This is a genomic window from Streptomyces sp. NPDC102467 (assembly GCF_044765445.1).
GTDB lineage: Bacteria > Actinomycetota > Actinomycetes > Streptomycetales > Streptomycetaceae > Streptomyces.
Genome location: NZ_JBIWKA010000007.1, coordinates 420,697 through 441,397, shown reverse-complemented (window position 1 = coordinate 441,397; position 20,701 = coordinate 420,697). Strand labels below are relative to the sequence as shown.

At 72.3% G+C, this 20,701-nt stretch carries 18 protein-coding genes, 1 pseudogene and 1 riboswitch; of the genes and pseudogenes, 14 read left to right on the top strand and 5 right to left on the bottom strand.

Annotation, left to right across the window (positions count from 1 at the left end; all coding sequences use genetic code 11):
• Positions 1-89: 89 nt before the first annotated feature.
• Both ACIREE_RS17375 and ACIREE_RS17370 read right to left on the bottom strand, forming a co-directional pair.
• Positions 90-1,217, bottom strand: a complete 1,128-nt coding sequence (locus ACIREE_RS17375) for an alpha/beta hydrolase (protein WP_404152169.1) — start codon at positions 1,215-1,217, stop codon at positions 90-92.
• A gap of 109 nt (positions 1,218-1,326) precedes the next feature.
• On the bottom strand, positions 1,327-1,980 hold the full coding sequence (locus ACIREE_RS17370) for a class II aldolase/adducin family protein (protein ID WP_404152167.1): 654 nt from the start codon (positions 1,978-1,980) through the stop codon (positions 1,327-1,329).
• A 146-nt stretch (positions 1,981-2,126) separates the two neighbouring features.
• Between ACIREE_RS17370 and ACIREE_RS17365 the strand changes: the two genes are divergently transcribed.
• From ACIREE_RS17365 to ACIREE_RS17330, 8 genes are all read left to right on the top strand, one after another.
• On the top strand, positions 2,127-2,873 hold the full coding sequence (locus ACIREE_RS17365) for a lysozyme (protein WP_404152164.1): 747 nt from the start codon (positions 2,127-2,129) through the stop codon (positions 2,871-2,873).
• Between the two features lie 315 nt (positions 2,874-3,188).
• The gene (locus tag ACIREE_RS17360) at positions 3,189-4,466 is read left to right on the top strand and encodes an anion permease (RefSeq protein WP_404152162.1); all 1,278 of its coding nucleotides are present in this window, start codon (positions 3,189-3,191) and stop codon (positions 4,464-4,466) included.
• A 16-nt stretch (positions 4,467-4,482) separates the two neighbouring features.
• Complete coding sequence (locus ACIREE_RS17355; protein ID WP_404152159.1) at positions 4,483-4,704, top strand: hypothetical protein; 222 nt, start codon at positions 4,483-4,485, stop codon at positions 4,702-4,704.
• A 223-nt stretch (positions 4,705-4,927) separates the two neighbouring features.
• A riboswitch (cobalamin riboswitch) is annotated at positions 4,928-5,000 on the top strand.
• A 58-nt stretch (positions 5,001-5,058) separates the two neighbouring features.
• Positions 5,059-6,030: a cobalamin biosynthesis protein gene (locus ACIREE_RS17350; RefSeq protein WP_404152338.1), complete on the top strand. Its 972-nt coding sequence runs from the start codon at positions 5,059-5,061 to the stop codon at positions 6,028-6,030.
• Positions 6,027-7,544, top strand: coding sequence for a cobyric acid synthase (locus ACIREE_RS17345; protein ID WP_404152156.1), 1,518 nt, complete (start codon positions 6,027-6,029; stop codon positions 7,542-7,544). Before ACIREE_RS17350 ends, ACIREE_RS17345 begins: the two co-directional genes overlap by 4 nt.
• A gap of 175 nt (positions 7,545-7,719) precedes the next feature.
• A complete protein-coding gene (locus ACIREE_RS17340) occupies positions 7,720-9,798 on the top strand; it encodes a putative cobaltochelatase (protein WP_404152154.1) in 2,079 nt (692 codons plus the stop codon).
• The gene (gene cobO, locus ACIREE_RS17335; RefSeq protein WP_404152151.1) at positions 9,798-10,397 is read left to right on the top strand and encodes a cob(I)yrinic acid a,c-diamide adenosyltransferase; all 600 of its coding nucleotides are present in this window, start codon (positions 9,798-9,800) and stop codon (positions 10,395-10,397) included. Before ACIREE_RS17340 ends, cobO begins: the two co-directional genes overlap by 1 nt.
• A gap of 32 nt (positions 10,398-10,429) precedes the next feature.
• Complete coding sequence (locus tag ACIREE_RS17330; RefSeq protein WP_404152148.1) at positions 10,430-11,815, top strand: cobyrinate a,c-diamide synthase; 1,386 nt, start codon at positions 10,430-10,432, stop codon at positions 11,813-11,815.
• Positions 11,816-11,826: 11 nt separating this feature from the next.
• Here ACIREE_RS17330 and ACIREE_RS17325 read toward each other — a convergent pair whose 3' ends face one another.
• Positions 11,827-12,558 carry a ZIP family metal transporter gene (locus ACIREE_RS17325; protein WP_404152146.1) on the bottom strand — a complete coding sequence of 244 codons (732 nt, stop codon included), beginning with the start codon at positions 12,556-12,558 and terminating at the stop codon, positions 11,827-11,829.
• Positions 12,559-12,615: 57 nt separating this feature from the next.
• On the opposite strand from ACIREE_RS17325, the gene ACIREE_RS17320 reads away from it, so the two are divergent.
• From ACIREE_RS17320 to cobC, 3 genes and pseudogenes are all read left to right on the top strand, one after another.
• A complete protein-coding gene (locus ACIREE_RS17320) occupies positions 12,616-12,996 on the top strand; it encodes a cobalamin biosynthesis protein (protein WP_404152143.1) in 381 nt (126 codons plus the stop codon).
• Positions 12,974-13,306 (top strand): annotated as a pseudogene (locus ACIREE_RS17315) (hypothetical protein); the annotation flags it as partial. The gene ACIREE_RS17320 and the pseudogene ACIREE_RS17315, both read left to right, overlap by 23 nt.
• Before the next feature lie 123 nt (positions 13,307-13,429).
• On the top strand, positions 13,430-14,521 hold the full coding sequence (cobC, locus tag ACIREE_RS17310; protein WP_404152335.1) for an Rv2231c family pyridoxal phosphate-dependent protein CobC: 1,092 nt from the start codon (positions 13,430-13,432) through the stop codon (positions 14,519-14,521).
• Between the two features lie 86 nt (positions 14,522-14,607).
• Here the strand turns inward: cobC and ACIREE_RS17305 are convergent, their stop codons facing one another.
• Positions 14,608-15,531: an SCO1860 family LAETG-anchored protein gene (locus ACIREE_RS17305; RefSeq protein ID WP_404152140.1), complete on the bottom strand. Its 924-nt coding sequence runs from the start codon at positions 15,529-15,531 to the stop codon at positions 14,608-14,610.
• A gap of 447 nt (positions 15,532-15,978) precedes the next feature.
• Between ACIREE_RS17305 and ACIREE_RS17300 the strand changes: the two genes are divergently transcribed.
• Positions 15,979-17,424, top strand: a complete 1,446-nt coding sequence (locus ACIREE_RS17300) for an arylsulfatase (RefSeq protein WP_404152137.1) — start codon at positions 15,979-15,981, stop codon at positions 17,422-17,424.
• Between the two features lie 62 nt (positions 17,425-17,486).
• On the opposite strand, the gene ACIREE_RS17295 is transcribed toward ACIREE_RS17300, so the two are convergent.
• Positions 17,487-18,590: an amidohydrolase family protein gene (locus ACIREE_RS17295; protein WP_404152134.1), complete on the bottom strand. Its 1,104-nt coding sequence runs from the start codon at positions 18,588-18,590 to the stop codon at positions 17,487-17,489.
• A gap of 77 nt (positions 18,591-18,667) precedes the next feature.
• On the opposite strand from ACIREE_RS17295, the gene ACIREE_RS17290 reads away from it, so the two are divergent.
• The gene (locus tag ACIREE_RS17290) at positions 18,668-19,774 is read left to right on the top strand and encodes a pyridoxal-phosphate-dependent aminotransferase family protein (RefSeq protein ID WP_404152332.1); all 1,107 of its coding nucleotides are present in this window, start codon (positions 18,668-18,670) and stop codon (positions 19,772-19,774) included.
• Positions 19,775-20,152: 378 nt separating this feature from the next.
• The gene (ectA, locus tag ACIREE_RS17285) at positions 20,153-20,665 is read left to right on the top strand and encodes a diaminobutyrate acetyltransferase (RefSeq protein ID WP_404152132.1); all 513 of its coding nucleotides are present in this window, start codon (positions 20,153-20,155) and stop codon (positions 20,663-20,665) included.
• Positions 20,666-20,701 lie beyond the last annotated feature (36 nt).

The window sequence follows — 20,701 nt, the reverse complement described above, 5'->3', positions numbered from 1 at the left end:
TTGAGCAGTGTCCAGGGTGACCCCGCGAAATCCCAAACGGGAGCTGTTGTTCGGGGTTCGGCTCATGGTTCGCCGGACCCGGACGCGGGTCACATCAGCGGCGTCAGGAAGCGCCGCAGCGCCTCTTCGTACCCCTTCGGGTCCGCGTTCCACATCGCGTTGTGCGGGGCGTCGTCGACCGTGTGAAGGGTGACCAGATCCGGGCGCCTGATGGCCAGTCGGCGGGAGAGCGCCCAGGGCGCCACCTCGTCGTCGGGGCCGTGCAGCAGCAGCGTGGGGACCCTGAGGGCGCCCGGGTCGACGGCTTCGCCGAGGCGGTCGCCGCTCAGCCCCGTGCGGCCCTGCGCGGCCCGTACCGCGAGCGGGAGCAGCGGGGCAGGGGTGCGCCGGGCTCCGGCCAGGGCGCGCAGCGTCGCCTCCCAGCTGAGCACCGGGGAGTCGAGGACCAGGCCCGCGATGCGGTCGCGCAGCGCCGAGTGCGCGGCGGCGTGCAGGGCCATGGCGGCCCCGGTGGACCAGCCGTGCACGATCACGTTCCGGGCACCGAAGCGCACGGCGTGGCGGATCGCGGCGTCCAGGTCGCGCCACTCCGTCTCGCCGAGGTGGCCGAGGCCGTCAGGGGAGCGCGGCGCGCCGAGGTCGCCGCGGTAGGCGAGGGAGAGCACCGGGAGCTGGTGGTGGTGCAGGAACTCCATGACGTTCATGGAGTGCTCGCGGGTGGTGCCGAGGCCGTGCACCGTGATGACCCAGGTGTCGCGCACGCCGGGCAGGAACCAGGCGGGCAGCGCCCCGAGTTCGCCCGGGATGTCGACGTCGGCGTGGTCGAGGCCGAGCGCGGACTTGGGGTCGCCGATATACACCTGCGGCGTGAGCCACGCCTTGCGGCCGGGTTCGAGGGAGCCGTGGGTGACGCGCTCCAGGCGGCGCACGACGGTGTCCACGGCGTGCGGCGCCGACTCGATCACGGGCCCGACGACCGCGTGGTAGTTGTCGCCGGCGAGGCCGTACGTGCCCGGACGCAGCGAGGCCAGGTCGCGGGTGAGGGTGATCTGCCCCGCGGCGACGGCGTGGACGGTGAGCCTGGGCTCGGTGGGCAGGGGGCGCCCCGCGGGCGCCTTGAGCGCGGCGTCGCTGGCCAGCCGGCCGGCGGCGATCGCGGCGGCGGAGACTCCGAGCACGGCGGTGACGGCAGCGGCTGTCGCTTTGACGGTACGCACTCGTCCAGTGTCGACGGACGGGCCCGCCCGGGCCAGTGGGGCGGTGGGTGGGAGTGACGCCCGTCGGCTGCCGGGCCGGGCGGGTCGAAATTTCCGGTGGCGGGCGGGTCTACGCGCCGTCCGTCTGCTGCCCGTACCCGCTGAGGCGCTCCCCCGCCTCGCGCAGCTGCTCGTCCGTGAGGAGAGAAGGGGTGCGGCCGGGGACGGAGTGGGCGGTGAGCCAGAGCCGGCACATCCACTCCAGCTGCGCGGTGCGGTCGTAGGCGGCGGTGAGCGTGGGTCCGTATGTGATGGTCCCGTGGTTCTGCAGCAGGCACCCGGTGCGTCCGGCCAGGGCTGCGAGCATGTTCTCGGCCAACTCGTCCGTTCCGTACGTCGCATAAGGGGCGACACGCACCAAGCCCCCCAGGGCAGCGGTCATGTAGTGGACGGCCGGGAGTTCGGGGACGAGCGTGGACACCGCGGTGGCGTGCACCGCGTGAGTGTGTACGACGGCGCGCGCGTCGGTGTGCCGGTAGACGGCCAGGTGCATCGGGAGTTCGCTGGTGGGGGCGAGCGTGCCGGTGTGCTGCGTGCCGTCGAGGTCGACGGCGACGAGGTCGCGCGGGCCGAGCCGGTCGTAGGGGACGCCGCTCGGGGTGACGAGGACGGCCTCTCCGACACGGATGGAGGCATTGCCGGAAGTCCCCACGACCAGTCCGTCGCTCACCGTCCTGCGGGCTGTCGCCACCAGCTCTTCCCATGCCTGCGCGAGTTCCGTCATGCCGCGCATCCTGCCAGGTGTACATAACGCGACATAGGGGCATAGATCGCCCCCTGATGACCATTGGCTGGCCTTCGACGGGCAAGACGGGATCTTCCAGTAATCTCTGGGAGATTTGTCATGAACGTCGCCATCCGGGGGGAAACATGGCTCGTGATCGCAAACCGTCCCGCCGCCGCGCCGCCGTCGCGGCGGCGTCGTCGGTGGCCGCTCTGACACTGGGGGTATCCGCACTGGCCGAGCCGCCCGCACAATCCGCGGGCCTGCCGCGGGGACACGACGTCTCGTCACACCAGAAACACGTCAACTGGCGGAAAGCAAAGAGCAAAGGGGCCCGGTTCGTCTACGTGAAGGCGACCGAGTCGACGACCTACAAGAACCCCTACTTCACGCAGCAGTACAACGGCGCCCGAACGGCCCGCCTCGTCCGGGGCGCCTACCACTTCGGCGTGCCCAATCAGTCGTCGGGCAGGACCCAGGCCTCGTACTTCGTGCGCAATGGCGGGGCCTGGTCGCGGGACGGATGGACGCTGCCGCCCGCGCTCGACATCGAGTACAACCCGTACAGCAAGAAGCACAAGTGCTACGGGCTGAGCAAGGCCCGGATGGTCTCGTGGATCAAGTCCTTCAGCAACGAGGTACTGCGCGGCACCGGGCGGCGTCCGGTGATCTACACGAACTACCACTGGTGGAAGACGTGCACCGGCAACAGCCGGGCGTTCGCCGCCAACCACGCCCTGTGGCTCGCCCGCTACGACGAGAGCTCGGGCGCACTGCCCGCCGGATGGACGTACTGGACGTTCTGGCAGTACGCCAATCGCGGCGGCCTGCCGGGCGATCAGAACGTCTTCAACGGCTCGATGGCCCAGCTGCAGCGGTTCGCCCGCGGGTAGCCGAGCGGGCCGATCCAGAATGCGCGCCGCCGCCCCGGCCCCAACCGGAGCGGCGGCACTGGAAGACCAGAGCACTGGGTACTGGGGTACTGGGTGACAAGAGCCACAAAAGCCTCTTGCGTCAGGCCTCGGATACGCAGAAAACCCCTGGGACACCGGGGTCCTTGCGTGTTCTCACAGTCGCTCTGCGTGGGGGTTGCCTGAGGTCCTCCACCAGTTCACCTTCCGTTCATGCGGCCGCCCTACGTTCACCAAGGCTTCGGCAATCTGCCGTGGTCAGCGACGCCGTCCGCAACCTGAAACGGATATACGGATATGGCACTTGATGCCACACTCCTGCTTGCGATCGTGATCGTCACCGCGCTGGTCTTCGATTTCACCAACGGTTTCCACGACACCGCCAACGCGATGGCCACCACCATCTCGACAGGCGCCCTCAAGCCGAAGACGGCGGTGGCCATGTCCGCCGTGCTGAACCTCGTCGGAGCGTTTCTCTCCGTAGAAGTCGCGAAGACCATTTCCGGCGGCATCGTCAACGAGGACGGCCTCAAGACAGAGGTCATATTCGCGGCGCTCGTCGGCGCCATCCTCTGGAACCTGCTGACCTGGCTGGTCGGCCTGCCGTCCAGTTCCTCGCACGCCCTGTTCGGCGGCCTCATCGGCGCCGCGGTCATGTCGATGGGCTGGTCGTCGGTGAACGGCGGCACCGTCGTCACCAAGGTGCTGCTGCCCGCGGTCGCCGCGCCGATCGTCGCCGGCCTCGCCGCGATGCTGGCCACCCGCCTCACGTACCGCATCAGCAAGAAGACCGACCAGAAGGCCACGGCCAAGGGCTACCGCGCCGGGCAGATCGCCTCGGCCGGACTCGTCTCCCTCGCGCACGGTACGAACGACGCGCAGAAGACGATGGGCATCATCACCCTCGCCCTGATCACCGGCGGCGTCCTGAACCCCGGCGCGAACCCGCCGCTGTGGGTCATCGTCTCGGCCGGTATGGCCATCGCGATGGGCACCTACCTGGGCGGCTGGCGGATCATCCGCACCATGGGCAAGGGCCTCACCGACCTCGCCCCGCAGCAGGGCTTCGCCGCGCAGACCAGTGCCGCGACCGCGATCCTCGCCTCCTCGCACATCGGCTTCTCGCTCTCCACCACGCAGGTCTGCTCCGGCGCCGTGATGGGCTCAGGACTCGGCCGCAAGGGTGGTGTCGTCCGCTGGTCGACCGCCACCCGGATGTTCATCGCGTGGGGCCTGACCCTGCCGGCCGCCGGTCTGGTCGGCGCGGGCGCCGAGTTCCTCACCAAGCAGGGCACGTGGGGCATCGGCCTGACGGCGCTCCTGCTGATCAGCGGCTCCGCGATCATCTGGAAGCTGTCGCGCCGCGACTCCGTCGACCACACGAGTGTCACCCCCGACGCGACCGACTCCGTCGAGGAGCCCGCGGGCGTCGTGACCACGGCCATCGCCGCGGTCAGCCCGCCGCCGATCGCCGCGCTCGTGGAGTCCGGGGCGTCGGCCGAGATGAAGTCCACGATCCCCGCTCCGGCCTCGGCCGTGGCCGACCCCGCGCGCCCCGCCGGCGCCACGCTGTAAGGAAGCAGGACCAGCTATGAAGATCGACTGGGCGGCTCTCGGCTCCGTCTTCGGGGTCAGTCTCGTGGTCACCGTGGCCCTGGTGGGTCTGTTCACCCTCGGCATCGTGGGCCTCTCCAAGCGCGAGTCCACGGCGCAGCGGGGCGGCTCGGCGACGATCGCCACGTCCGGCGCGTACCTGTGCTTCGCGCTGTGCGCGGCGGCCGTGGCGTACGGGATCTTTCTGATCGTGGCGTGACCTGGATCCGGGTCCAGACCGGGGCCCGGATCTGACCCTGGATCCGGCCCTGGTTCCGGCCCGGCCGGAACCGGCTCGACGACAGCGCCCCATGGACTCCTGGTCCATGGGGCGCCGCGCATCTCTGTGGACCTCCCCACACTCGCCTCTCCCAGGTCAACGGCGAGTTGACGCACCTTCGCGCACCGTGGTGGACTTCCCGGGCCATATACGGCAGCAGTTCGAGGAAGCCGGTGCGAATCCGGCGCGGTCCCGCCACTGTGAGCCCTCCTTTGGGGAGGGTGAGCCAGGAACTCTCGCTGCCGGTCTCGTCGAACCAGGGCGTGGACACCCTGAGTGAGGACAACTACCGCCATGTTCGCCCTGCGCGGCGCGGCGCGGCCCGAGCGCGTCTTCGCGTCCGGTGCCGCCGCCGGACTCCTCGCCGACCTGCTGTTCGGTGATCCGCGCCGAGGGCACCCCGTCGCCGGTTTCGGCCGGGCCGCGGGAGCCGTGGAACGCGTGCTGTGGCGGGACCACCGTGGGTGGGGCGCCGCGCACACGATGGTCTGCGCAGGTGGTGCCGCAGCTGTCGGCGCCCTCGCCGCCCGTGCCGTACGCCGCTCCCCCGCCGCCTCCGTCGCGCTGACCGCCGCCGCCACCTGGGCCGTGCTCGGCGGCACCTCGCTGGGCCGCGAGGCGCGCGCCGTCGGGGCCGCGCTCGAGGCCGGGGACGTGGAGCTGGCCCGCGAACTGCTGCCGCGCCTGTGCGGCCGGGACCCGCAGGGCCTCGACGCCGACGGGATCGCGCGCGGGGTCGTCGAGTCCGTCGCCGAGAACACCTCGGACGCCGTCGTGGGCGCGCTGGTCTGGGGCGCCGTGGGCGGGGTGCCGGGCCTGCTCGCCTTCCGGGCCGTGAACACGCTGGACGCGATGGTCGGGCACAAGTCCCCCAAGTACCGCCGGTTCGGCTGGGCGTCGGCCCGGCTCGACGATGTGACCGGGTGGCCGGGGGCGCGGCTGACGGGAGCGCTGGCCGTACTGACGGGCGGGCGGCCGCGTGAGGCCGCCCGCGCCTGGCGCGAGGACGCGGGGCACCATCCGAGCCCCAACGCGGGGGTCGTCGAGGCCTCGTTCGCGGGGGCGCTCGGGGTGCGGCTCGGCGGGACGCTGGCGTACGGGGGCAGGATCGAGCACCGGCCCGTGCTGAACGCGCGAGGGCGCGCGGTGCGGGTGTCGGACGTGGAACGGGCCGCGCGGTTGTCGCGGCGGGTGAGTGTGGCGGCGTGGGGAGTCTGTGTGGCCGGGCGGTTGTGGGTGCGAGGGTCTGGGTGGGGGCGTCGATGAGCGGGCGCGGAGGCGGGCTGCTCGTCGCCGGGACCACGTCGGACGCCGGGAAGAGCGTGGTCACCGCGGGAATCTGCCGGTGGCTCGTGCGGCAGGGCGTGAAGGTCGCGCCGTTCAAGGGGCAGAACATGTCCCTGAACTCCTTCGTGACGCGCGAGGGCGCCGAGATCGGACGGGCGCAGGCCATGCAGGCGCAGGCCGCCCGGGTCGAGCCGACCGCGCTGATGAATCCGGTGCTGCTCAAGCCGGGCAGCGACCGCAGCAGCCAGGTCGTACTCATGGGCAAGCCCGTGGGCGAGATGAGTGCGCGGGGCTACCACGGGGCGCGGCAGGGCGCGTTGCTCGACACCGTCGTGGGGTGCCTGGAGGAGTTGCGGGGCAGTCATGACGCCGTGATCTGTGAAGGGGCGGGCTCCCCCGCCGAGATCAATCTGCGCCGTACCGACATCGTGAACATGGGCATCGCGCGGGCCGCGCGGCTGCCGGTCCTGGTGGTCGGGGACATCGACCGGGGTGGCGTCTTCGCCTCGTTCTTCGGTACGACGGCGCTGCTGGCGCCCGAGGACCAGGAGCTGCTCGCCGGGTATCTGGTGAACAAGTTCCGGGGCGATGTGACCCTGCTCGAACCCGGCCTCGACATGCTCAAGTCCCTTACCGGACGGCCCACTTACGGAGTGCTGCCGTTCCAGCACGGCCTCGGTATCGACGAGGAGGACGGGCTGCGGGTGTCCCTGCGGGGCACGGTGCGCGAGTCCGTGGTGGCGCCGCCCGTCGGCGAGGACGTGCTGCGGGTCGCCGTCTGCGCGGTGCCGCTGATGTCGAACTTCACGGATGTCGACGCGCTGGCCGCCGAGCCGGGCGTCGTGGTCCGGTTCGTGGACCGCGCCGAGGAGTTGGTGGACGCCGATCTGGTGGTCGTGCCGGGCACGCGCGGAACGGTGAAGGCGCTGGAGTGGCTGCGTGAACGGGGACTCGCGGACGCGATCGTCCGGCGGGCCGCCGAGGGGCGCCCCGTGCTCGGCATCTGCGGCGGGTTCCAGGTGCTCGGGGAGCGCGTCGAGGACGAGGTCGAGTCGCGGGCCGGTGTCGTCGACGGGCTCGGCCTGCTTCCCGTACGCGTGCGGTTCGAGCGGGAGAAGACCCTGGAGCGGCCGGTGGGCGAGGCGCTCGGGGAGTACGTCGAGGGGTACGAGATCCATCACGGGGTCGCGGAAGTACTCGGCGGGGACGCCTTCCTGGACGGGTGCCGGGTCGGGGCCGTCTGGGGGACGCACTGGCACGGGTCGCTGGAGTCGGACGGGTTTCGGCGGGCGTTTCTGCGGGAGGTCGCGGACGCGGCAGGCCGGCGGTTCGTGCCGGCGCCGGACACGTCGTTCGCGGCGCTGCGCGAGGAGCAGTTGGATCGGCTCGGGGATCTGATCGAGCACCACGCCGATACGGATGCGCTGTGGCGGTTGATCGAGTCCGGGGCGCCGGACGGGCTGCCGTTCGTTCCGCCGGGGGCTCCGTCATGAGCGCCGCCGCGCGTGCGGCCCTGGGAGGTCGCCCCCGCCGCCCCTTCCCGTCCCGTCCCCGGAGGCTGCGCCCCCGGACCCCCGTCGGCTTGTTCGCACGTGCGGGTGCGTGGGGGCTGGTCGCGCAGTTCCCCGCGCCCCTAGGTCCGTACCACTCATCGGAGGTTGACCGCTGATGCCCACCCCCTACCCCTTCACGGCCCTCGTCGGCCAAGACGATCTGCGGCTCGCTCTCCTGCTCAACGCCGTGTCGCCCGCCGTCGGTGGTGTGCTCGTGCGCGGCGAGAAGGGGACCGCCAAGTCCACTGCCGTGCGGGCGCTTTCGTCGCTGCTGCCCGATGTGGACGTGGTCCCGGGGTGCCGGTTCTCGTGCGCCCCGACAGCGCCCGACCCACAGTGCCCTGACGGGCCGCACGAGGTCGGCCCTGGGGCTCAACGCGCCGCGCGCATGGTCGAGTTGCCGGTCGGCGCGTCCGAGGACCGACTCGTCGGCGCGCTCGACATCGAACGGGCGCTCGCCGAGGGCGTGAAGGCCTTCGAGCCGGGTCTGCTCGCCGACGCGCACCGCGGAATCCTCTACGTCGACGAGGTGAACCTGCTCCACGACCACCTGGTCGATCTTCTCCTCGACGCCGCGGCCATGGGCGCCTCCTACGTAGAGCGCGAGGGCGTCTCCGTACGGCACGCGGCACGCTTCCTTCTCGTCGGGACGATGAACCCCGAAGAGGGCGAGCTCCGGCCGCAGTTGCTCGACCGGTTCGGGCTGACCGTGGAGGTCGCCGCGTCGCGGGAGCCGGAACAGCGCGTGCAGGTCGTCAAGCGGCGGCTCGCCTACGACGACGACCCCGAGAGCTTCACCGCACGCTGGGCCGGCGAGGAGGCTGACGTGCGCGAGCGGATCGTCGCCGCTCGCGCCCTGCTGCCCCAAGTGCGCCTCGGTGACGGGGCGTTGACGCGGATCGCCGCGACCTGCGCCGCGTTCGAGGTGGACGGGATGCGGGCCGACATCGTGATGGCGCGTACCGCGACCGCGCTCGCCGCGTGGGCGGGGCGCACCGATGTGCTCGCGGAGGACGTGCGGCAGGCCGCGCTGCTCGCGCTCCCGCACCGGCGGCGGCGCAATCCCTTCGACGCGCCGGGGCTCGACGAGGACAAGCTCGACGAGACCCTGGACGAGTTCGGCCCCGACGACCCCGCCGCTGAGGACGATCCCGAGCCCGACGGCCCCGATGACGGAGGTCCGGACGGTGGTGGCGGGCTCCCGCCGCGGAACGGCCCGCAGGACGGACCTGAGCAGGAGGGACCGCAAGAGGGGTCCCCGCAGGACGACCCCGAGGAGCCCGGCGCCGCGTCGCAGGAGGCCCCCGAGGAACCGGCGGGCGCGCCCGCGTCCGGCGGGGCCCGGGAGCAGCGGGCCGTCTCGGCCGGTGAGCCGTTCCGTACGAAGATGCTGAGCGTCCCGGGTCTGGGCGAAGGCGCCGCCGGGCGCCGGTCCAGGGCGCGGACCGAGCACGGCCGCACGACGGGCGCGGTGCGGCCCCGGGGCGCCCTGACCAAGCTGCATCTGGCGGCGACGGTGCAGGCGGCGGCGCCGCACCAGCGGGCACGCGGCCGCTCGGGCCGCGGGCTGGTCGTGCGCCGCGACGACCTGCGGCAGGCCACCCGGGAGGGCCGCGAGGGAAACCTGGTCCTCTTCGTCGTGGACGCCTCCGGGTCGATGGCCGCGCGGCAGCGGATGGGCGCCGTGAAGGGCGCCGTGCTGTCGCTGCTGCTCGACGCCTACCAGCGGCGCGACAAGGTGGGCCTCGTGACGTTCCGCGGGACGGGGGCCGAGGTGGCGCTGCCGCCGACATCGAGCGTGGACACGGCCGCGGCCCGCCTGGAGACGCTGCCGACCGGTGGGCGTACGCCGCTGGCCGCGGGGCTGCTCAAGGCGCACGAGGTGCTGCGCGTGGAGCGGCTGCGGGACCCGGCGCGGCGGCCGCTGATGGTCGTCGTGACGGACGGGCGGGCCACGGGCGGCCCCGAGCCGGTGAAGCTGGCGGGACGCGCGGCCGGGCTGCACGCCACCGAGGGCACGGCGTCCGTGGTCGTCGACTGCGAGTCGGGCCTGGTGCGGCTCGGGCTCGCCGGGCAACTGGCCGGTCAACTCGGCGGCACCGCCGTCACGTTGGAGGACCTGCGGGCCGACGCCATCGCCGGACTCGTCAAGGACGTACAGGGAACGAACCAGACCCGCAGGAGGGCCGCCTGATGCCGCAGGGACAGCCGAGTGTCGTACCGGACGACGGGCTGACGACTCGTCAGCGCCGCAACCGCCCGCTGGTGTTCGTGCACACGGGCATCGGCAAGGGCAAGTCGACGGCCGCGTTCGGGCTCGCGCTGCGCGCCTGGAACCAGGGCTGGCCGATCGGGGTGTTCCAGTTCGTCAAGTCGGCGAAGTGGAAGGTCGGCGAGGAGAACGCGCTGAAGGTCCTCGGCGCCTCCGGTGAGGGCGGCACCGTCGACTGGCACAAGATGGGCGAGGGCTGGTCGTGGGTGCAGCGCGACGACCAGGCCGACAATGAAGAGAAGGCCCGTGAGGGCTGGGAGCAGGTGAAGCGGGACCTGGCCGCCGAGACGTACAAGCTGTACGTGCTCGACGAGTTCGCGTATCCGATGCACTGGGGCTGGATCGACGTGGACGAGGTGGTGGAGGTGCTGCGCGGGCGTCCCGGCACGCAGCACGTCGTCATCACGGGCCGCAACGCCCCGGAGAAGCTGGTCGAGTTCGCGGATCTCGTCACCGACATGTCGAAGGTGAAGCACCCGATGGACACGGGCCAGAAGGGCCAGCGGGGCATCGAGTGGTGACAGGCACGACAGGTACCACTGGGGCGGCGACCGTGGACGTACCGCGGCTGGTCATCGCCGCGCCCGCGTCCGGGTCCGGCAAGACGACCGTGGCGACGGGGCTGATGGCCGCCTTCGCCGAGCGCGGTCTCGCCGTGTCGCCGCACAAGGTCGGGCCCGACTACATCGACCCGGGCTACCACGCCCTCGCGACCGGACGCCCCGGCCGGAATCTGGACGCGTACATGTGCGGGCCCGACCTGGTCGGCCCGCTGTTCGCGCACGGCGCGCGGGGCTGCGAACTGGCGGTCGTGGAAGGCGTGATGGGCCTGTTCGACGGCGCTTCGGGGCAGGGCGAGCTGGCGTCGACGGCTCATGTCGCCAAGCTGCTCAAGGCCCCCGTCGTCCTGGTCGTCGACGCCTCGTCGCAGTCCCGGTCGGTGGCGGCGCTCGTGCACGGCTTCGCCTCGTTCGACCCGCAGATCCGGCTCGCGGGCGTCATCCTCAACAAGGTCGGCTCGGAGCGGCACGAGCTGTTGCTCCGGGAAGCCCTGGAGGAGGTCGGCGTCCCGGTCTTCGGCGCACTGCGCCGGGAGGCTCAAGTAGCCACGCCCGCACGTCACTTGGGACTCGTCCCGGTGGCCGAGCGGAGTTCCGATGCGGTGGGTTCGGTGCGCGCGGCCGCGGCGATGGTGCGCGCGGGGTGCGATCTGGAGGGGCTGCTGGCGCTGGCGCGTACGGCGCCGCCGCTGATGACGGAGGCGTGGAGCGCGGCGCCCTCGGAGGTGCGGGGTCCGGTGTCCTCGCAGGTGCGGTCGGCCGAGGCGCGCGGTAAGCCGGTCGTGGCGGTGGCGGGCGGCCCCGCCTTCACCTTCTCCTACGCCGAGCACGCCGAACTGCTGACGGCGGCGGGCGCCCAGGTGGCCACCTTCGACCCCCTCCACGACGAACACCTCCCCGAGGGCACCGCCGCGGTCGTCATCGGCGGTGGCTTCCCTGAGGTCTACGCCCCCGAGCTCTCCGCCAACGGACAGCTCCGCAAGGCCGTGGCGGAACTGGCCCGCTCGGGCGCCCCGGTGGTCGCCGAATGCGCGGGCCTGCTGTATCTGTCGCGGTCCCTCGACGGACAGGAGATGTGCGGGGTGCTGGACGCGGACGCGCGGATGACGAGCCGGCTCACGCTCGGCTACCGGGACGCCGTCGCCGTCTCCGACAGCGTGCTGGCACCGGCCGGGGCCCGGCTGCGCGGCCACGAGTTCCACCGCACCGCCCTCGAACCGGGCGCGGGGCCCGCGCCCGCGTGGGGGATGCGGCTTCCGACGCCGCGCGTCGAGGGCTTCGTACAGCAGGGTGTGCACGCCAGTTATCTGCACACCCACTGGGCGGCCCTTCCGGACATCGCCCGGCGCCTCGTGGACCGGTGCGGCGGCACGCCGTGAGCTCCGCGCTCTCAGCCGGCGAGGCCCACGACGAGCCAGATGAACGCCGCGCCCGCGACCGTGCACAGCAGGGTCGAGCGGGCGGGGTGGTCGTGGTGGGCCTCGGGCAGGATCTCGGCCGCCGCCAGGTACAGCAGCACTCCGCCGAAGAATCCGAGATAGCCGCCGAGCAGTTGCTCCGGAATGGTGAACAGGAGTGTCGAGGCGGCGCCCACCACGGGGGCCGCGGCGTCGGCCAGCAGCATCATCGTCGCCTTGCGGCGGGCGTTCCCGTACAGGCGCGTGATCGTGTACGTGTTGAAGCCGTCGGCGAAGTCGTGCGCGATCACCGCGAGCGCCACGGCGAGGCCCATGCCGCCGCCCACCTGGAACGCGGCGCCGATCGCGATGCCGTCCATCATGCTGTGCCCGACCATCGCCCCGGCCGCCGTGAGGCCGACCTCGGGAGTCCGCCCGTGTCCGTGCTCGGCGGCCCCGTGGGCGGCCTGGCGCTGGGCGAGGAGGTGTTCCAGGACGTGCGCGCCGAGGAACCCCGCGACGAACAGCAGCAGCGCCGCCGGCACCCCGAAGACCGGGCCGCCCGCCGCGTCCAGGGCCTCCGGCAGCAGGTCGAGGCCGACCACGCCGAGCATCAGTCCACCCGCGAGCCCGAGCACCAGGTGGCGCCGGTCGGTGACCCGCCTCGCGGTCCAGCCGCCGACCAGGGTCATCACAAAAGCGCCGAGCGCCACGAACACCGCCATGGGCACTGCCTAACCCATCCGACCCCCGCGGCGCACATCCGACACCGCCCGGATGCCGTGATCGTCGGGGTCGGGGCCCGCGCCGGGGTGGCCCCGGACGAGGTCCTCGGGCTCGTCCGGGCCGTGCTGGACGAGGCGGGTGCCGGGGCGGGCGACGTGGTGGCGCTCGTGACGGTCGACGTGAAGGGGCAGGAGCCCGGGATCGTGGCGGCGGCCGGGGCGCTCGGGGTGCCGCTGGTGACGTACGACGCCGGGACGCTCGCCGCCGTGCCGGTGCCGCACCCCTCGGAGGGGGCGCGCGGCGCGGTGGGCACGCCGTCGGTCGCCGAGGCCGCCGCGCTCGTCGGCGGGGGTGAGCTGCTCGTTCCCAAGCGCATCTCGACGGGGGCCGGCGGAGGGGCCGGACGGGTGACGTGTGCGGTGGCCAGGGCCGGGTAGGGTCCGGTCCCGCTCGGCCCCTCCACCTCGTACGTCTTGTACGTCTTTCCGTACCCCGCAAGGAGTCAGTACCGTGCACACTCCTCCCCCGGCCCTGCTCGCCGCCCTGGAGCGGCGGCTCGACGACGTCCTGGGCGGCGTCGCCCGCGCCCCGTTCGACCGGGCCGATGTGACGGTCCTCCTCGTGGGGCAGGGCTCTGCCGACTCCGCGGTCAATGCCGAACTCGCGGCGGCCGCACGCCTGTTGTGGGAGGGCAGCGGGTACGCCGGGGTGGAGCCGGCCTTCGTGTCGGCGGCGGCGCCGGACGTGCCGTCGGGGCTCGACCGGTGTGCGGCTCTCGGGGCGCGGCGGGTGGTCGTGCTGCCGTACGAGGCGCTGCCGCCGGACCGGTTCTGGGAGCAGGCCCTGGGGTGGGCCGCCGCGCACCCGGAGGTGGAGGTGCGGCGCGGGGAGGCGCCCGCCGGGCCCTCGGCCACGGCGGACGGGCCCGATCTGCGGCATCACGGAGATGCGGAAGTGCGGGACGACGGGGAGAAGTTGACGGATCTCGCGGTGAACGTCCGCACCGGTACGCCGCCCGCGTGGCTGCGGGAGCACCTCGCCGGGTCGCTGGAGGGTCTCGCCGCGTATCCGGACGGGCGGGCCGCGCGGGCGGCGGTGGCGGCGCGGCACGGGGTGCCGGTGGAGCGGGTCCTGCTCACGGCCGGGGCGGCGGAGGCGTTCGTCCTGCTGGCGCGGGCGCTTGCGGTACGGCGCCCTGTGGTGGTGCATCCGCAGTTCACGGAGCCGGAGGCGGCGCTGGAGGATGCCGGGCACGCGGTGGGCCGGGTGCTGTTGCGGGAGGCGGACGGCTTCCGGCTCGATGCCGCGCTGGTGCCCGGGGACGCGGACCTGGTGGTCGTCGGTAATCCGACGAACCCGACGTCCGTGCTGCATCCCGCCGATGAGGTGGCCCGGCTCGCGCGGCCTGGCCGGGTGCTCGTGGTCGACGAGGCGTTCATGGACGCCGTGCCGGACGAGCGGGAGTCCCTGGCCGGGCGGACCGATGTGCCGGGTCTGGTGGTGCTGCGGAGCCTGACGAAGACGTGGGGCCTTGCCGGGCTGCGCATCGGGTACGTGCTGGCCGAGCCGGAGGTGGTGGCCGCCCTGGAGCGCGCGCAGCCGTTGTGGCCGGTGTCGTCGCCCGCGCTGGTGGCCGCGCTGGCGTGTGTCTCGGAGCGGGGGGGCGCGGAGGCGGCCGACGCGGCGCTGGCGGTCGCGGCGGACCGGGAGTATCTGGTGGGCCTGTTGCGGGAGTTGACCGGTCTCGGGGTGTCGGTGGCGGGTCCTGCGGAGGGGCCGTTCCTGTTGGTACGGGTACCGGACGCGTGCGCTGTGCGGGAGCGGTTGCGTGCTGCCGGGTTCGCTGTGCGGCGGGGCGATACGTTTCCGGGGTTGGGACAGGACTGGGTCCGGGTTGCCGTGCGGGGCCGGGATGTCAGTGCGGGGTTCGTGGCGGCGTTGAGAGAGGCGCTGGGCGGCTGAGTCGCGGCTGGTCGCGCCGTTCCCGGTGCCCCCAACGGGGCGCCGCCCCCCAGCAGCGCCCCTCCCCCCCTGCCCCCAGATCGCGACTACGCGCGCGTGCGCCCGCGGCGGGCCATGGCCACGGCGCCGCCGCCCGCGACCAGGAGGACGATCGCGCCGCCCGCGATGTACGGCGTCATCGAGTTGCCGCCCGTTTCCGCCAGGTCGGCCTTGGTGCCCTGGGGCTTCACCTCGGTGTCGTCCGCCGGCTTCGGGGAGGCGGGCGGCGCGGCCGGCTTCGGGGATTCGCAGGTGGCGCCGGCCAGGGTGACCTCGCCGTTGACCTCGGCGACGTTCAGCTTGAGAGGGTTCACGGAAACCTTCAGTTGCAGCGCGGACGCGGCCGCCGTCGTCGAGGTCGTCGACGTGGTGGACAGGCCGAGCGAGACCTCACCGACGCCCGGGACCTTGACCTCCGTGGTGCCTCCCGTGCTCAGCGTCACCTTCTTGCCGAGCACCGTGACAGAGCCCAGCAGGTTCGATTCGGCGACCGGTTTCTTGCCGGCCTCGCACAGGGCCTTCGAGGTGACCTGGTCGACCTCGATCAGGGAGAGCAGCGGCAGGCCGGGGATGTGGACCTTGGCGTGGACGAGCTGCGTGAAGCCCTCCGCCTTCTTGGCGTCGACGGTCGCCCTCGCCTTCGCCACGTCCGCGCGGAGCACGCTGAACGGCCGGTTGCCGTCGACGCCGTCCAACTGCACGGACAGCGCGGTCTTCTCGGCGCTGGCGGGGGCCTGCACCTCGTTCAGCGCGACCTTGAGCGGGACGTTCACGGTCTTGTTCAGGAGAGAGACGTCCAGGCCCGTGCGGAGCACGACCGCGCCGGCCTTGCCGCCGTGGTCGCCGGTCGCCGCGGCGGGGCCCGCGGTCGCGAGCACGGCGGGTCCGGCGGCGAGCACGGTCGCCACGGCCGTAGCGGCGATGCGGTGGGCGGGCGTGCGCAGAGCAGTGGTGACAGTGGAGCTGGGCATGCTGGTGGGACCCCCAGTAGAGGACGAAAGGTGACGAGAGAGGACAGAAGGAGACCGGTCGGTACAGCTCAGGATGAGAGAGGACAGAAGAAGACCGGTCGGGACAGTTCAGGACGAGAGATGAACAGCACACGGGACGTCGGAGCGTGCGCATGGGGACACACGCGGCGCCACCGACACCGTCGACCGGTCATCGATGAGGGAATCTTTACGCACTGAGAGTGAACGGGCGGCAACCCGAAGTGAGTTCACCCCAAAGGGGGGTTTCCGTGCATGTCTTCGAATCTTCGGGCTCGCCTGTTCCCTGAAGCCACTCTGATGTCACCCGAACCGGCCACCCGCCCCCATGCGCCGGTTGACAGCGCGGGCGCGGACAAGTTGTGTGCAACGAGCAGCTGCCCGCGCAGGTCACGCTGTGTCAACCCGTGTACTGGGCAGAGGAGTTCGATGCCGCGCAACGTCGTTCTGATCACCGCCGACCAGTGGCGCGGCGACTGTCTCTCGGCCGCGGGCCACCCGGTGGTACGGACGCCCTATCTGGATCAACTTGCGGGCCGCGGCGCCCGGTTCGACCGCGCGTACACGGCGGTGCCGTCCTGCATCCCCGCGCGGGCCGCGCTGCACACCGGGCTCGCGCAGACCTCGCACGGCCGCACCGGGTACCGCGACGGGGTGCCGTGGGAGTACCCGGTGACGCTGGCGGGCGAGTTCGGGCGGCACGGGTACCAGACGCGGGCGATCGGGAAGCTGCACGCGTACCCGGAGCGCCGTCGCATCGGGTTCGACGAAGTGACGTTGCACGACGGGTACTTGCACTTCGCCCGGGACCGGCGGACCGATCCGCGGTTCCACGACGACTATCTGGCATGGCTGGAGCGGCAGCCCGGCGGCGGCGAGTACACGGACCACGGCCTCGACTGCAACAGCGTGGTGGCGCGGCCGTGGGACCGCCCGGAGCGGCTGCACCCGACGAACTGGGTGGTGACGGAGGCGGTCGACTTTTTGTACCGGCGGGATCCGACGGCGCCTTTCCTGCTCCACCTCTCCTTCCACCGGCCGCATCCGCCCTACGATCCGCCGCGCTGGGCGTTCGAGCAGTATCTGGACGCGCCCGAGTACCGGCCGGTGGTGGGTGACTGGGCCGGGGCCCTGGAGGAGTGGCGTGACGACACGCGCGCCGACGCCAACTACGCGTCGTACGACGGCCGTACGGTCCATCGTGCGCGGGCCGGCTACTACGGCCACATGTCCCACATCGACCAGCAGATCAACCGGTTCGTGCAGGCGCTCGACGAGTTCCGGCTCGCCGACGACACCTGGATCTGCTTCACGTCGGACCACGGCGAGATGCTCGGCGAGCACCGGCTGTGGCGGAAGGCGTATCCGTACGAGGGGTCGGCGCGGGTGCCGTTGATCCTCGCGGGGCCGCGCGGGGCGCTGCCCAGGGGGACCGTCGTCGGCTCCGGCACGGTGGCCGAGCTCCGCGACATCATGCCTACGCTGCTGGAGTGCGCGGAGCTGCCGGTGCCGGACGGCCTCGACGGGCACAGCCTGCTTCCGGCGGCGCGGGGCGTTCAACTTCCCTCACCACGTCCGTACTTGCACGGCGAGCACGCCCTGTTCGGGGAGTCGATGCACTGGCTGACCGACGGGCACAGCAAGTACGTGTGGTTCTCGGGCGCGGGACGCGAGCAGCTTTTCGACCTGGACGCGGACCCGCACGAGCTGCACGATCTGGCGCCGGACGCACCGGAGGACGTCGCCGAGTGGCGTGCGCGGCTCGTCGCGGAGCTGACGGAGCGGCCCGAGGGGTACGTGGAGGGCGGTGCGCTCGTTGCCGGCCGGGAGCCGTTGGACCAGCTGCCGGCGCGGTGGCGCGCGGCGCGGGCCTGAGGGGCGCTCCGGCGGGCGGGGGCCTCTATCTGTTGCCCGCGCCCCCGCTAACCCGCTGCCCACTACCCCACGACCTTGCCCCGCAGCACGATCCGGCGTGGCGCGGCCAGCACTCCCACCTCCGCCCGCGGGTCCGTCTCGTACACGACGAGGTCCGCCGGGGCGCCCTCCTCGAGTGCCGGGCGGCCGAGCCACTCGCGGGCTCCCCAGGCGGTGGCCGAGAGCGCCTCGACCGGGGGGATGCCCGCCTTCACCAGTTCGGCCACCTCCCCTGCGACCAGGCCGTGGGCGAGGGCGCCGCCCGCGTCGGTGCCGACGTAGACCGGGACTCCGGCGTCGTAGGCGGCGCGGACCGTGTCGTAGCGGCGGTCGTGAAGCCGCCGCAGGTGCGCCGACCAGCGCGGGAACTTCTCGTCGCCGCCCTTCGCGAGCTGCGGGAACGTGGCGATGTTGACGAGGGTCGGGACGATCGCGACGCCTCGCTCCGCGAAGAGCGGGATGGTGTCCTCGGTGAGTCCTGTGGCGTGCTCGATGCAGTCGATGCCCGCCTCGACGAGGTCGCGCAGGGAATCCTCGGCGAAGCAGTGGGCCGTGACCCGGGCGCCGAGCCGGTGGGCCTCGGCGATGGCCGCCTCGACGGCTTCGCGCGGCCAGCAGGCGCTGAGGTCGCCGATGTCGCGGTCGATCCAGTCGCCGACCAGTTTGACCCAGCCGTCGCCGCGCCGGGCTTCCTGGGCGACGTACGCGACGAGTTCGTCCGGCTCGATCTCGTGGGCGTAGTTGCGGATGTAGCGGCGGGTGCGGGCGATGTGCCGGCCCGCGCGGATGATCTTCGGGAGGTCCTCGCGGTCGTCGATCCAGCGGGTGTCGGAGGGCGAGCCCGCGTCACGCAGCAGCAGGGTGCCGTGGTCGCGGTCGGTCAGGGCCTGCTTCTCCGCGGTCTCGGCGGGGACCGGGCCGTGGGTGTCGAGGCCGACGTGGCAGTGCGCGTCGACGAGTCCGGGGAGCGTCCAGCCGTCGACCGTCGTCACGTCCAGGCCCGCGGCGGTCGGCCGGTCGTAAGTGATCCGGCCGTCGATCACCCACAGTTCGTCGCGTACGTCCTCGGGTCCGGCCAGGACCCTTCCGGTCACGTGCAGCACCTCTGCTGGGCTCGGCTCACTCATGCGCGAAGCCTATGAGGGGGGTGGGTACGCTCGACAACGGCATCCCGTCCGAACCCGTGAGCGAAGAGAGCACCACCGTGACGCATCCGTTTCTCGATCTGGCCCCCCTGAGCGCGGAGCACTTCGCCTCCATCGAGGACCGCGTGGCCCGTCTCATGAACACGTCCGCGTCCCAGGACGTCGTGATCATGCAGGGTGAGGCGCTGCTGCCGCTGGAGGGCGCGATCCGTGGGGCGGCGGGGCCCGGCACCGTCGCCCTGAACGTGATCACCGGCCCGTACGGGCAGACCTTCGGGGACTGGCTGCGCGACTGCGGGGCGACCGTGCACGATCTGGCGGTCCCCTTCCACGCGGCCGTCACCGCCGATCAGGTGCGGGAGGCGTTCGCCGAGCACCCTGACATCGACTTCGTCTCGCTGGTGCACGCGGAGGCGGCGACCGGCAACACCAACCCGGTCGCCGAGATCGGCGCGGTGGTGCGGGAGCACGGCGCGCTGTTCTACCTCGACGCGGTGGCGTCGATCGCCGCCGAGCCGGTGCTGCCGGACGCGTGGGGCGTGGACCTGTGCGTGATCGGCGCGCAGAAGGCGATGGGCGGCCCGGCCGGGGTCTCCGCCGTCTCGGTGAGCGCGCGGGCCTGGGAGCGGATGGCCGCCAACCCGCAGGCGCCCCGGCACTCATACCTGTCACTGCTCGACTGGAAGCAGCGCTGGATCGAGGGGGGCCGGAAGGCGCTGCTGCACGCCCCGGCACAGTTGGAGATGCTGGCGCTCGAAGCGTGTGTGGACCGGATCGAGAGCGAGGGGCTCGACGCCCTGATGGCCCGGCACGCGAGCGCCGCCGCCGCGACCCGGGCCGGAGCGCTTGCCCTGGGCGGAGGACTGCAGCCGTACGTCCATGAGGCCCGGGACGCCGCTCCGGTCGCCACGACGCTGCGGGCGCCCGCCGGGACCGACGCCCGTGAGCTGGTGGCGAAGGCCCTCGCCGTCGACCCGGTGCTGCCCCTGGTCGCGGGCGGCGGCGCGCTGGCCGCGGAGATGATCCGGGTCAACCACTACGGTCCGCAGGCCACCCGCGGTGTCGTGCAGTCCTCGCTGGCCGCTCTGGGCGGGGCGCTCGCGGAAGCCGGGTCCGAGGTGGACCTGGAAGGTGCGCGCAAGGCTGTCGCGGGCGCCTGGGCATAATCCCCTCCGTCTCCCACACAGCCTCCCGCACACAGGAGCGCCGCCTTTTCGGGCGGCGCTTTTCTATTTCTTCTTTCAGGCATTCTTCAGGTAATTATCAGAACAGCTTCCAGTACTGCTTCTGCCCGCTTTTCCAGGTCGTAAACACTAAGATTTCAACAACGGGAACCGACGTAATTCGGACGGGCGTCCGACCAGTTTCGACGTTGTGACGTACTCCACAAGCTCAGCGTTTTGACCGTTTTATCCGTGTGAAATCGGTACATTCTTCAGAAAGCTCATGCGCGGGCCCACCTGCGCGCGTTAACACAGATCCCTCGATCGCGTAACCCCTGGCCCAGATGCAATTCCAGAAATTGCTCGGTAAATTCAATTCGCATGACCGCCGCACAAGCGCAATTCCAGCTCGACCAGCCCAGCGTGGCCGACGGGGCCGCGATCTGGCGTATCGCACGTGACTCCAAGGTGCTCGACCTCAACTCCTCGTACAGCTATCTGCTGTGGTGCCGCGACTTCGCGGCCACCTCTGCGGTGGCCCGCGACGAGGTCGGCGAGGTCGCCGGATTCGTCACCGGCTACATCCGGCCGGAGCGGCCGGACACCCTGGTCGTGTGGCAGATCGCCGTGGACGACGCCCACCGCGGGCACGGTCTGGCCGGAGAGCTCCTGGACGGAGTGACCGCGAAGGTCGCCGCCGCGCGGCAGGTCACCACCGTCGAGACGACGATCACGCCGGACAACGCGGCGTCCCAGGCGCTCTTCCACTCCTTCGCCCGCAGGCACGGGGCCGGAGTGGAGCGCACGGTCCTCTTCGACGCGGGGCTGTTCCCCGACGACGGGCACCTGCCCGAAGAGCTGTACCGCATCGGACCGCTCGCGCCGGCCGTCTAGCCGGTCCCGAGACCATCGTGAACCCCCCTCAACTCC